The following is a 12,465-nucleotide window of genomic DNA, read 5'->3' on the forward strand; positions in this document are numbered from 1 at the left end:
ATGAAAGCAAATAACAATCAAGAAAATTTCCAAAAAGGGAATACAGGCATACGGGAAATAGGTACTATTTAAATACACCAATATTCAAACCTGCCAAACAAATAAAATGTGTAACAATAAATCTTTAAATAATGGAAACAAAAAAGAAAACTTTAAAAATCAGTTTTTCAACGCCTAAAGGTGGTGTTGGAAAATCTACTATGACTGCACTACTTTCAAGTGTATTGCATTATCGTTTAGGATTTAATGTACTTGTAATGGATTGTGATTTTCCACAACACAGCTTAGCCAATATGAGAGAAAGGGATTTGAAAACTATTATGCAGAATGATTACCATAAAAGATCTGCAATGAAATTGTATCAAAGCATCAATAAAAAGGCATATCCGATTATCAGTTGTAAAGCGGAGGATGCCTTGTCAAAGGCTTTGGAATACGTAAATCAATCTGCAATAGAGCCTGATATAACTTTTTTTGACCTTCCCGGCACAGCTAATACAAAAGGTGTGCTTACTACCTTAAGAACAATGGATTTTATTTTTTCTCCAATCAGTGCTGATCGTCTGGTTATGGAAAGTACGTTGAGCTTTACTAAAGCATTCCTTGGTTTACCCGAAACGGCTGAGAGTAATGAGGATCAGAAAATGTGGATGTTTTGGAACCAGGTAGATGGCCGGGAAAAGACAGGAATATACGAGGCTTATCAAAGTGTCATTAACGAGCTTGATTTATCTGTAATGACCTCAAAAATAATGGATAGTAAACGTTTCAGGAAAGAAACGGATGATACCCTAAACAGTGTATTTCGGTCAAGTTTGCTACCTGCCGAACCACAGCTTATGAAAGTAACTAGAATGGATTTGTTTGTTGAGGAGTTTTTAAAAATTGTTAATCTCTAAAATAGTTAAGGATGTCCATAGATAAGAGAAGAAAAGACTTCGATAAGCCTGTTGTTGATGAAGAATTAATCATGAATATCATGAGTGGTAATCAGTCTTTTACTGTACCCGAAGCCAATCAACAACAGGAAATAGAGAAGGAAACAAAACCAAAAGAAAAAGCCCGCAATAGTTCCTCAAAGAAGGTGGATTATGAGGAGACATTTCTGGTCAATCGGTTTCCTTCAGGTCGAAACGGAAAGGTCGTTTACATACGTCCCGAATACCACGAAAGGTTAATCCGCATTGTGCAATTAACAAGAGAAGAAAAGACTACACTCTATTCTTATATCGACAACATCCTTGAACACCACTTTAGGGAGTTTGGGGATGATATTACTGATTATTTCAACGAACGTTTTAAACCCATTTTATAAGTTATGGAAATAGTAATTGTGATATGCCTGCTGATTGTAATTGCCCTGCTTGTGCAGGATAAGATTGTAATCAAAAAAAGTTCAGAAAGAAAAACGATACAGGAAAAAAGCAACCCTAAACTGCCCGATATTATGGGGCAACCTAGACCTAAGAGAAGCCTTTCGGTGCCAAACAATGCCAGCGAAAGCCAAGTTGAAAAACCGGAAATAAATCCTGATAATTTTGACATAGAATACGACGAAAATGAAAACGTCGGCATTCAAATTCCGCAGGAAGAGCTGGACGAAGTTTTCAGTAATATGCCTGATTTTGAGGAAGAGGAGGAAGAATGGAATAGGTACGAATTATCCGATGGCGATAACGGTTTCGCCCAAGGGGTTACCTTTGAAGAACTAAACTCCGTGGGGATATTGCTTCAAAAAGAAAAACTGGAGCAATCTCAAAAGGAAACAGCGATAGCTATAGTTCAGAAAATACAGGGAACCGAATTATTCAGCCTTTTGGAAAGTTCTATGGAAGGCGCTTCTCGTAAAATAGCAGAGCTATTGGACAGTAGCCTTTCTTCTGAAACGGAAGCCGGTTCTTCCACTTTGCGGAAAAATGATTTTGATGGTTTTGACATTGGGAAGTTTGTATAGACTTCCCAATGTTTTTATAGTGCTTTATCTAATCGTTTATGGATATATGATATGGTATTTAAAATATCAAGAGCCTCTTCTTCAGTAATCTCAAATTTAATTTTAGGTTGATGTGCAGTAGGATTTCTAATTAAGCCAAAAACACCCTTAATTAGATTACATAATCCTATGTGTTCGCTTCTATCCGTATCGGTCAATAAATTATTGATTTTAATTAAAGGATTGGTTGTTGAAAATGCGGTTTCTACCAAAGCATTGCCGTCAGCATACAATCCAGTCAACTTTCTCAAACGGTCGGCAACACTTTTAGTTGCTTCAAAAACAGAATGAAAATAATTTTCAAACAATAATTCAGCTTTACAATATTCAAAAACAGCGGTATGAACGTTTCTATTTTCTAATTTATGTTTCAAGCGACTAGCTCTTTGTTCAGCATCGGCTATTGTAGTTGCTTTTGCGACTAATCTAAATTTTCCTTCCTCTGTAAGTTCAGTACCTATAAACGACAACCGCTTATTTACTTCCAATCTACGGTTATGAAAAATTTCCTCTTTCCCAATATAACGTACTGGTTGTAAAGTATCTTGTACAAATCTTAATATGTGATTTGAACATTGATGCTGATTTTGCCACTCAGCAAATGCCGAATATAATCTTCTCCATTTTGTGTTTTGGGGGTCTATATCTGGAATATTAGAATTTAAAAGAATTTGTCCAATTTCTGTACCCGTTAAGCCATCTGCCGTATCACCAATTGTTCTGCATAACCCTTCCAATATGTGAGCTCCAAACACGGGATGTTTAATACTTGCCATTCTTATTTTTCTTTATTAATGCTATTAAATACTTCTATAAAAGAATTAGCAAGATACGCTAATATATTGTTTTTTGAGCCTTCAACCGCCACTCACCGCCAAGTAATTCCACTCACTGCCACATTATTATAAGGCCTCTTTTTCCGAAACACCTTTGTCACGAAAACCCGCAAGGTGTGGGAAAGAATAACAATTTAATGTGTTTCAATTATGAAAAAACAGAGAAAAAAAGTTTTGCTGACAGCGGTAGCAATGCTGTCAGGAATTGGTGCCTTCGCACAAGGAAATGGTACAGCCGGTATCAACGAAGCAACCCAAATGGTAACGTCTTATTTCGACCCTGCCACACAGCTCATCTACGCCATTGGTGCCGTAGTAGGTCTCATCGGAGGTGTTAAAGTGTACAACAAGTTCAGTTCGGGTGATCCTGATACAAGCAAAACGGCGGCTTCGTGGTTCGGTGCGTGTATTTTCCTCATCGTAGCGGCAACCGTCCTTCGTTCATTCTTCCTTTAATCCCTTGCCTTATGAGTAATTATAACATCAATAAGGGTATTGGAAGAACGGTAGAATTTAAAGGGTTGAAAGCACAATACTTGTTCATTTTCGCAGGTGGATTGCTCGGCACACTAATCCTGGTGATGATACTATATATGATCGGGGTTAATTCTTACATCTGTCTTTTTCTTGGAGCAGGTGGTGCTTCGCTGATTGTGTGGCAAACCTTCTCACTGAACAGAAAATATGGAGAACACGGATTAATGAAAATAACGGCTAATAAACGGCATCCTCGCTACATCATTTGTCGCAAGCCTGTACATCGCTATTTAAAGTTTACCACTAAACCCAATGTACGATGATAAATGCAGCAAAATCAACAACACTGGAAAGCAAGTTTCCTTTATTAGCGGTAGAGAACAATTGTATTCTGTCAAAAGATGCGGACATTACTGCCTGCTTTGAAGTACGTCTGCCGGAGCTGTTTACCGTGGCTTCTGCTGAATATGAAGCTATCCATTCCGCTTGGCATAAGGCTGTCAAAACCTTGCCAGATTTCACGATAGTCCATAAACAGGATTGGTACATCAAAGAAAATTATGCGCCCGATTTGGCAAAAGATGACCAAAGTTTTCTAGCAAAATCCTACCAACGCCATTTCAATGAACGTCCTTTTCTGAACCATTATTGTTATCTGTTCCTAACTAAAACGAGCAAAGAGCGTATGCGAATGCAGAGTAATTTCAGTTCGCTTTGCAAAGGGACACTGATACCGAAGGAAATCAGGGATAAGGAAGTTATACACCGCTTTATGGAAGCGGTTGCACAATTTGAACGTATCGTAAACGATAGCGGGTTTATCAAACTGCAACGATTGACCGAAGACGAAATCATCGGTACAGATGGAAAACAGGGATTATTGGAGCAATACCTAACACTATCCAGAGAAGTTGGAACACCGATGCAAGACATTGCATTGGGTGGCGAAGAAATTCGTATTGGTAACAAAAGATTGTGCCTGCACACTTTATCCGATACCGACGATTTACCCGGAACAGTATCTGCTGATACCCGTTTTGAAAAACTGTCTACCGACCGAAGTGACTGCCGTTTGTCGTTCGCTGCACCTGTGGGATTGCTGTTAAGCTGTAATCACATCTACAACCAGTATTTGTTTTTGGATAACAGTGAAGCAAACCTGCAAAAGTTTGAAAAGTCTGCAAGAAATATGCACTCATTGGCTCGCTACAGTCGGGCAAATCAAATCAACAAAGAGTGGATAGAAAAATACCTGAATGAGGCACATAGTTTTGGACTGTCATCCATCAGAGCGCATTTCAATATTATGGCTTGGTCGGATGATGCCAACGAACTCAAACAAATAAAAAATGATAGTGGTAGTGCATTGGCACTGATGGAATGCAAACCACGCCACAACACTACGGATGTAGCCACATTGTATTGGGCAGGAATGCCAGGCAATGCAGGCGATTTTCCGAGTGAAGAAAGTTTTTACACTTTTATTGAGCCTGCTTTGTGTTTTTTTACAGAAGAAACCAATTACCACAATTCGCCATCGCCATTTGGCATTAAGATGGCTGACCGATTGACTGGAAAGCCTATTCATTTGGATATATCGGATTTACCGATGAAACGGGGTATCATCACGAACCGGAACAAGTTTATACTTGGTCCTTCGGGAAGTGGAAAATCATTTTTCACTAACCATATGGTTCGCCAATATTATGAGCAAGGTGCTCACGTTTTGTTGGTTGATACCGGTAATTCTTATCAGGGTTTATGCGAACTCATCAAAGGCAAAACCAAAGGCGAAGACGGCGTTTACTTTACTTATACCGAAGATAATCCTATTGCCTTTAATCCTTTCTACACCGATGATGGTGTGTTTGACATTGAAAAAAGAGAAAGTGTCAAAACCTTGATACTTACCCTTTGGAAACGTGATGATGAACCACCGACCCGTTCGGAAGAAGTTGCATTATCAAATGCCGTAAGCGGTTACATCGAACGCATTAAACAAGATGATATTTTTCCATCCTTCAATGGGTTCTATGAATATGTGAAAGGCGATTATCGTAAGGTATTGGAAGAAAAACAAGTAAGGGAAAAAGACTTTGACATTGCCAATTTCCTCAATGTTTTGGAACCTTATTACAAAGGTGGCGAATATGATTATCTGTTGAATTCTGATAAACAATTAGACCTGCTTTCTAAACGCTTTATTGTGTTTGAGATTGATGCTATCAAAGACCATAAAATCCTCTTCCCAATTGTGACCATCATCATTATGGAAGTCTTCATCAACAAAATGAGAAGGCTGAAAGGTATCCGAAAACTCATCCTAATTGAAGAAGCTTGGAAAGCCATCGCCAAAGAAGGAATGGCAGAATACATAAAATATCTCTTCAAAACGGTAAGGAAATTTTTTGGCGAAGCCATCGTGGTAACACAAGAGGTAGATGACATTATTCAGTCGCCCATCGTAAAGGAAAGTATCATTAACAACAGCGATTGTAAAATCCTGCTCGACCAGCGAAAGTATATGAACAAGTTTGATGATATACAGGCAATGCTCGGTTTGACTGATAAGGAAAAAGCGCAAGTACTTTCTATTAATATGAACAACGACCCATCACGTCTTTACAAGGAAGTATGGATTGGCTTGGGCGGAACACACTCTGCGGTATATGCCACAGAAGTTAGTTTGGAGGAATATCTCGCATACACCACCGAAGAAACCGAAAAACTGGAAGTGATGCAACTCGCATCTGAACTGGACGGTAACGTAGAACTCGCCATTAAGCACATCGCTATGCAACGGCGTGATAGTGCAAATCAATAATTCATTAACAATTTAAAATTCAAGAAAATGAAAAAAATCATTTTTATGGTGTGTACGGCATTAACGCTTGCCGTAGCACCGTCCGCAAAAGCACAATTCGTGGTTACAGATCCTGCAAATCTGGCTTCAGGCATCCTCAATAGTGCGAACGAAATTATACAGACTTCTTCCACTGTAAGCAATGTAGTGAAGAATTTCAAGGAAGTGGAAAAAGTGTATAAGCAAGGCAAAGAGTATTACGACAAACTACAGGCTATAAACAACCTTGTAAAAGATGCTCGTAAGGTACAGCAAACTGTACTCTTAGTGGGTGATGTTTCAGAAATGTATGTGCAGAATTTTGGCAAGATGATGAACGATCCAAATTTTTCGCCACAGGAATTGGTAGCCATCGGCAACGGTTATTCTTCATTGCTAAATGAAAGTACGGAACTACTAAAGGAATTGAAGCAGATTATAACCTCGTCCAGCCTTTCACTAAATGACAAAGAGCGTATGGATGTTATCGACCGTGTGTACAAGGAAGTGAAAGACTATCACAGCCTTGTTCGCTATTACACCAACAAGAATATCTCTGTCAGCTATTTGAGAGCGAAAAAGAAAAACGATGCCAAGAGAGTGCTTGACTTGTATGGAACTTCTAACCAAAAATACTGGTAAAAATGGAATGGAATAATCTTCACGAAGTACTGCGTTCGCTGTACGATGATATGATGCCACTTGCCGGTGATATGGCAGGAGTAGCTAAAGGTGTGGCCGGATTAGGCGCTTTGTTCTATGTGGCATTAAAGGTTTGGCAGGCTTTAAGCCGAGCCGAACCAATTGATATGTTTCCATTATTACGTCCGTTTGCTTTGGGACTTTGCATTATGTTTTTCCCAACAATAGTATTGGGAACTATCAATGCAGTTCTCAATCCGATAGTTACAGGAACCCATTCCATTCTCGAAGACCAGGTACTTGACCTCAATAAATTGCAACAGCAGAAAGACCAATTGGAATATGAAGCAATGGTAAGAAATCCCGAAACCGCATATATGGCATCGGATGAGGAATTTGATAAGAAATTGGAGGAATTGGGCTGGTCGCCTTCTGATGTGGGAACAATGGCAGGAATGTATATGGATAGGCAAGCCTACAAGATTGAGAAAGCAATAAAAGAATGGTTTCGCAATTTACTGGAAATACTTTTTCAGGCGGCAGCATTGGTTATTGATACCATAAGAACATTTTTTCTAATCGTGTTGTCCATACTCGGACCAATTGCCTTTGCCATATCCGTGTGGGATGGTTTTCAATCTACGCTCTCGCAATGGTTTACAAGGTATATAAGCGTTTACCTCTGGCTTCCTGTTTCAGATTTGTTCAGCTCAATGTTGGCAAGGATACAATCTCTGATATTAGAACGGGACATTGAAATGCTTGCCGACCCAACCTATATCCCTGATACTTCCAATACTGTGTATATCATCTTTATGATTATAGGTATCGTAGGATATTTTACAATTCCAACGGTAACGGGCTGGATTATTCAGGCAGGCGGTGCAGGAAACTTTACCCGTAATGTTAACCAAGCTGCAATGAAATCGGGAAATCTTGCCGGAGCTGGAGCTGGGTCTGTTGCAGGAAATATTGGTGGCAGGCTAATCAATAAGTAAACAAAATTAATCACTTAAGAAATGGAATTTAAAACACTCAGAAATATAGAAAACAGCTTTAGACAGATAAGGCTGTACGCCATTGTGTTTGCCGTTCTATGCATTAGCGTTGTAGGATATGCCGTATGGCAGTCCTACAGCTTTGCAACAGAACAGCGCCAAAAAATTTATGTATTAGACAATGGAAAATCATTAATGTTGGCTCTTTCGCAAGATGCGTCCATCAACCGTCCGGTTGAGGCAAGGGAACACGTAAGACGTTTTCACGAACTCTTTTTTACGCTTGCACCCGACAAAAATGCCATTGAAAGCAATATGAAACGGGCGTTCAATCTTGCCGATAAAAGTGCCTTTGATTATTACAAAGATCTTTCCGAAAAAGGCTATTACAACCGTATCATATCGGGTAATGTACAGCAACGTATCGAGGTGGATAGTGTGGTCTGCAATTTCGACAATCATCCTTATGCAGTGCGTACTTACGCTAAGCAATTCATCATCCGCTCCAGCAATGTGACAAGGCGAAGCTTGATAACGTCCTGTTTCCTTGTAAACTCTGTCCGTTCAGACAATAATCCGCAAGGTTTCAATATTGAAAAATTTGCCGTGGTAGAGAATAAGGACATTGAAGTTATTCAACGCTAAAAACCAACCGCATGAGAAAATTAAGAGTAAATATGGATAGGTATTTTAACAAGTTGGACAAACGATGGCGGGCATTACCCGTTGGAAAACAGCATAAATACACCTTATACTTTTTTATAGGCTATCTACTGCTTACCGCAGGAGTTATTTTAAAAGTATGGTATGATGCAGGCAAAGCCGATAACAATTTGGTTATCGAACATATCGAAAACCCTGTCCTCAAAAAGAAAGAAGATCCTGCAAAGTTACAGGATACATTGACAACAATTTTTAAAAATAAGTTTTATGAAAGAAAATGAAAAAAGGGTTAGCATTCTGGTTGAGGAAGGCGACCAAAACAAAGTATCCAATCTTACAGATGATAAAAAGAGTACCATAGAAAAATTTAAAAAACCACTCATTTTTGGTTTGATGGGAATTGTTTTTATGGGTTGTTTATACCTCATATTTAAACCTTCGGCAGAAAAAAAAGAGATGGAAAACATCGGACTAAACGATGCTTTTCCACAGGCTACCGAAGCAGGAATGCAGGATGATAAACAAAAAGCTTATGAGCAAGATATGTTGGAACAAAAAGACCAGGAAAAGCGAAATGCGCTAACTACTTTATCCGATTATTGGAATACCGATAGTACACAGCAAACTAAAGAAGAATTGCCCGAAGAAGACCAAAACAATGGTATGATGACTGGAAAATCGGGCACTTCTACACTAAACAGTTACCGAAATGCACAAAGCACATTAGGTTCATTTTATCAGGATAATAACAGCGAAACACAGGAGTTGCGCAGGCAACTGGACGAACTAAAAGAAAAATTGGCTGAAAAAGATGTACCTGCCGGTGTAACTGTAAATGACCAATTAACGTTGATGGAAAAATCGTATCAGATGGCTTCAAAGTATCTGCCTTCGGGAGGAAATACGGGACAACCTGTAAGCACCGACAGTGCTAGCCGAGGTTCTTCTTCAAATTCTCAGAAAGAATATTTTGTAGCATTCACACCTACAAGAAAGAAAGCTGTATCGGCTTTGTACAGAGAACCTACGGATAGTGCTTTTTTAGCCGACTGGAGCGAAAAAAAAAACCGAGGTTTCTATACTGCTGGAACAGTAGAGCAAGTCGCTCAACCAAAAAATAGCGTAAAAGCCAGCATACAGGAAACACAGACCATTATTGGCGAAAGCGGTGTACGACTGCGTTTGTTAGAACCTGCACAAACTCCAAACCGTACCATTCCGCAGGGAACAATTTTAACGGCAATCGGAAAGTTTCAAGGTGGCAGGTTACAGTTAAAAGTTACATCTATTGAGCTTGAGGGCAATATTATCCCAGTAGATATAACCATCTACGACCTCGATGGTCAGCAGGGTTTGTACGTTCCCTATTCGCCAGAACGTAATGCTGTAACAGACATTGTTGCCAATATGGGAAATGCCACAGGTTCAAGTTTCAGTATGAACTCGTCAACAGGACAACAGATTGGTTCCGACCTCAGTAAAAGTGCCGTACAAGGTATTTCGGGTTATTTCGCCAAAAAAATACGAACACCAAAAGTTACGCTAAAAGCAGGACATCAAGTTTTCCTTGTTTCTAAAAAATAATATTGAACTCAAATAATTAAGAAAATGAAAAATCATATAAAAACTTTTTGGGCTTTTGCCCTTATCATCGGCTTTGCCGTAAACACTTTTGCACAAGACAGTATAAAAGCACCGCTAAATTTAGGCAAGATAGAACCGTACCAAATGCAAGTAACTTATGACAAGACTACTCATTTGATTTTCCCAACCGCCATACGTTATGTGGATTTGGGAAGCGAATACCTGATTGCAGGAAAAGCAGAAGATGCGGAAAACGTACTTCGTGTAAAAGCATCGGTAAAAGATTTCGAAACGGAAACCAATTTTTCGGTAATTACCAATGACGGTCGATTTTACAGCTTCAATGTATATTATAGTGCTTATCCGGAAGCGTTGAGTTACGACCTGCTCACAATGCAAAAAGCAGTGGATAAAGAGAATGGAAACGATGTGCTTTTTGAAGAATTGGGTAACAATTCACCATCATTGGCGGGCTTGCTTTTGGAAACAATTTACAAAAAAGACAAGCGGACTGTTAAGCATATCGGTGCTAAAAGTTTCGGTATTCAATTTATCCTGAAAGGAATTTACATCCACAACGGTAAATACTATTTCCATACAGAATTGAGAAACCGTACCAATGTGCCTTTCGGAATTGATTTCATCAATTTTAAAGTAGTAGATAAAAAAGTAGCCAAGCGAACCGTAGTGCAGGAAAGACCAATGATACCATTACGTACTTATAAGCCATTGAATGAGATTGGCGGGAAAGCAATCGAACAAAACGTATTCCTTTTAGACCAGTTTACCATTGCCGACGACAAGGTTTTGCTGATTGAAATCTTTGAGAAAAACGGTGGCAGACACCAAACGCTTCAGGTAGAGAATTCAGATCTAATCAAGGCTCGACTGATTAACGATATGCACCTGAAATTTTAATAACCCTTTTAAAGTAATAATATGAGAAAGTATATCTATACCGTAATGTTCGTATTAATGGGCATTACGATTGCACAAGCACAACGAATGTTGCCTAAACAAAAAGGCTTGGAAGTAAGTGCTGGTGTATTATCTGACGATAAAATCGGAAACGATTATTATATCAATTTAGCAATGACCGTAAATGGCAAAAACGGCAATTACCAATTTTGGGCGTTGGAATATACGCACCAATACCATTCTTATAAAGGACTGCGTATCCCGCAGGAAACTTACACAGCCGAAGGCGGTTATAGTTTATTCCTCTTGGGTGATGCCCGAAAAAACATAACGCTAAATGCCGGAATAACTGGCGTAATCGGTTATGAAACTATCAATCGTGGCGAAGCAATGTTGGATGACGGAGCGAAAATAGTGAGTGAGGATAATCTCATTTACGGAACTGGCGGTCGGCTGACTTTTGAAACGTATCTATCCGACCGATTTGTGTTAGTCCTGCAAGGACGTACAAAGGTTTTATGGGGTACAGATATGAAACAATTCCGTCCGTCCGCAGGTGTGGCATTAAGATTTAACTTTTAAAAACGTATAATAATGACAGCATTTTTCAATCAATTCAAAATAGGATTACTGCCACTATATGTATTGTTGGCAATCCTCACAAGTTCGGTTACTTTGGTATCTTGTAGCAAAGATGACGAACTCGAAATACAGAACGATTTTCCTTTTGAAGTACAGGTTATGCCTGTTCCAAAAGATGTATCGAATGGACAAACCGTAGAAATAAGGATGACAATAAAACGAAGCGGTAATTACAGCAATACACAATATTTTATCCGTTACTTTCAGTTTGATGGGCAGGGAACTTTAAGATATTATAATGAACCAGCGTATCTACCAAACGATTTATATCCTTTACTAACAGAGCAGTTCCGATTGTATTACACTTCTACATCCACTGTGTCGCAATCATTTGATGTATGGATTTCTGATAGTTTTGGAAATGAAAAGAAACTGAATTTTCAGTTCAATAGTGATGATTAATAAATAAAATCCTGTCCACAAGGCAGGATTTTTTTATGCTAACACGCTCACATTTTATATTTTTGTGATGTAGTGAAACAAATATTTTTTGTAAATTCATATGTAGAAATGTAATAGCTATTATTATGGTTGCATCATTAGTTATAGGGATACTATTTTTGGTTTTAGGCTTGGCGCTTCGCTACTGGATTAACCGCCGAAAGTTTTACAGGCGAAGCCCTATGGGTGCTGAAAGCTTTTCCTCTTATGAAAAATCGGTTGGTATTAAATTTATTGAACGGGTTGGTAAATGGATAGCTTATGCACTGATTATCTTCGGACTATTGTCATTATGGGTTTATTCCCGTGAGAAAAAGGATAAGGAAAAACAGAAAGTAGAAAATACAAAATCCTCGATAAACAATATGCTTGTTCAAATTGTGACTTAGAATATTTGTATAATTTTGTAGCATCTAAACAACATTGTGC

16 protein-coding genes are annotated in these 12,465 nt (G+C 38.8%); 15 read left to right on the forward strand and 1 reads right to left on the reverse strand.

Annotation, left to right across the window (positions count from 1 at the left end; translation table 11 throughout):
* Positions 1 to 131: 131 nt before the first annotated feature.
* From ACHRVL_RS09355 to ACHRVL_RS09365, 3 genes are read left to right on the forward strand one after another with little or no spacing between them, the layout of a single operon-like run.
* Positions 132 to 899 carry a ParA family protein gene (locus ACHRVL_RS09355; protein ID WP_395412108.1) on the forward strand — a complete coding sequence of 256 codons (768 nt, stop codon included), beginning with the start codon at positions 132 to 134 and terminating at the stop codon, positions 897 to 899.
* A gap of 11 nt (positions 900 to 910) precedes the next feature.
* Complete coding sequence (locus ACHRVL_RS09360; RefSeq protein ID WP_395412109.1) at positions 911 to 1,315, forward strand: DUF3408 domain-containing protein; 405 nt, start codon at positions 911 to 913, stop codon at positions 1,313 to 1,315.
* Between the two features lie 3 nt (positions 1,316 to 1,318).
* Positions 1,319 to 1,954, forward strand: a complete 636-nt coding sequence (locus ACHRVL_RS09365) for a conjugal transfer protein TraD (protein WP_395412111.1) — start codon at positions 1,319 to 1,321, stop codon at positions 1,952 to 1,954.
* A gap of 14 nt (positions 1,955 to 1,968) precedes the next feature.
* Here ACHRVL_RS09365 and ACHRVL_RS09370 read toward each other — a convergent pair whose 3' ends face one another.
* Positions 1,969 to 2,769 carry a TIGR02391 family protein gene (locus ACHRVL_RS09370; protein ID WP_395412114.1) on the reverse strand — a complete coding sequence of 267 codons (801 nt, stop codon included), beginning with the start codon at positions 2,767 to 2,769 and terminating at the stop codon, positions 1,969 to 1,971.
* A gap of 210 nt (positions 2,770 to 2,979) precedes the next feature.
* Between ACHRVL_RS09370 and ACHRVL_RS09375 the strand changes: the two genes are divergently transcribed.
* The 12 genes from ACHRVL_RS09375 to ACHRVL_RS09430 all read left to right on the forward strand — a co-directional run bounded on the left by ACHRVL_RS09375 (position 2,980) and on the right by ACHRVL_RS09430 (position 12,425).
* Positions 2,980 to 3,285: a DUF4134 domain-containing protein gene (locus ACHRVL_RS09375; protein WP_395412116.1), complete on the forward strand. Its 306-nt coding sequence runs from the start codon at positions 2,980 to 2,982 to the stop codon at positions 3,283 to 3,285.
* 11 nt (positions 3,286 to 3,296) lie between these two features.
* Positions 3,297 to 3,629, forward strand: a complete 333-nt coding sequence (locus ACHRVL_RS09380; protein ID WP_395412118.1) for a DUF4133 domain-containing protein — start codon at positions 3,297 to 3,299, stop codon at positions 3,627 to 3,629.
* Positions 3,626 to 6,130 carry a TraG family conjugative transposon ATPase gene (locus ACHRVL_RS09385; protein WP_395412119.1) on the forward strand — a complete coding sequence of 835 codons (2,505 nt, stop codon included), beginning with the start codon at positions 3,626 to 3,628 and terminating at the stop codon, positions 6,128 to 6,130. The genes ACHRVL_RS09380 and ACHRVL_RS09385 overlap by 4 nt, the downstream gene beginning before the upstream one ends.
* A 27-nt stretch (positions 6,131 to 6,157) precedes the next feature.
* Positions 6,158 to 6,790, forward strand: coding sequence for a DUF4141 domain-containing protein (locus ACHRVL_RS09390; protein ID WP_395412121.1), 633 nt, complete (start codon positions 6,158 to 6,160; stop codon positions 6,788 to 6,790).
* Positions 6,791 to 6,792: 2 nt separating this feature from the next.
* Positions 6,793 to 7,788, forward strand: coding sequence for a conjugative transposon protein TraJ (gene traJ, locus ACHRVL_RS09395; RefSeq protein ID WP_395412122.1), 996 nt, complete (start codon positions 6,793 to 6,795; stop codon positions 7,786 to 7,788).
* 21 nt (positions 7,789 to 7,809) lie between these two features.
* Positions 7,810 to 8,433: a conjugative transposon protein TraK gene (gene traK / locus ACHRVL_RS09400; RefSeq protein WP_395412124.1), complete on the forward strand. Its 624-nt coding sequence runs from the start codon at positions 7,810 to 7,812 to the stop codon at positions 8,431 to 8,433.
* 11 nt (positions 8,434 to 8,444) lie between these two features.
* Positions 8,445 to 8,732 (forward strand): nitrogen regulatory IIA protein, encoded by a 288-nt coding sequence (locus ACHRVL_RS09405; RefSeq protein ID WP_395412126.1) that lies wholly within the window; start codon positions 8,445 to 8,447, stop codon positions 8,730 to 8,732.
* Positions 8,719 to 10,035 (forward strand): conjugative transposon protein TraM, encoded by a 1,317-nt coding sequence (gene traM, locus ACHRVL_RS09410; protein ID WP_395412128.1) that lies wholly within the window; start codon positions 8,719 to 8,721, stop codon positions 10,033 to 10,035. The genes ACHRVL_RS09405 and traM overlap by 14 nt, the downstream gene beginning before the upstream one ends.
* A 24-nt stretch (positions 10,036 to 10,059) precedes the next feature.
* Positions 10,060 to 10,953 (forward strand): conjugative transposon protein TraN, encoded by an 894-nt coding sequence (traN, locus tag ACHRVL_RS09415; protein ID WP_395412130.1) that lies wholly within the window; start codon positions 10,060 to 10,062, stop codon positions 10,951 to 10,953.
* 21 nt (positions 10,954 to 10,974) lie between these two features.
* On the forward strand, positions 10,975 to 11,535 hold the full coding sequence (locus ACHRVL_RS09420) for a conjugal transfer protein TraO (protein WP_395412132.1): 561 nt from the start codon (positions 10,975 to 10,977) through the stop codon (positions 11,533 to 11,535).
* A gap of 12 nt (positions 11,536 to 11,547) precedes the next feature.
* Positions 11,548 to 11,997: a DUF3872 domain-containing protein gene (locus ACHRVL_RS09425; RefSeq protein WP_395412135.1), complete on the forward strand. Its 450-nt coding sequence runs from the start codon at positions 11,548 to 11,550 to the stop codon at positions 11,995 to 11,997.
* Between the two features lie 125 nt (positions 11,998 to 12,122).
* Positions 12,123 to 12,425, forward strand: a complete 303-nt coding sequence (locus ACHRVL_RS09430) for a molybdenum ABC transporter permease (protein WP_395412136.1) — start codon at positions 12,123 to 12,125, stop codon at positions 12,423 to 12,425.
* Positions 12,426 to 12,465 lie beyond the last annotated feature (40 nt).

This window comes from Flavobacterium sp. FlaQc-28, from assembly GCF_044007415.1.
Classification (GTDB): Bacteria; Bacteroidota; Bacteroidia; order Flavobacteriales; family Flavobacteriaceae; genus Flavobacterium.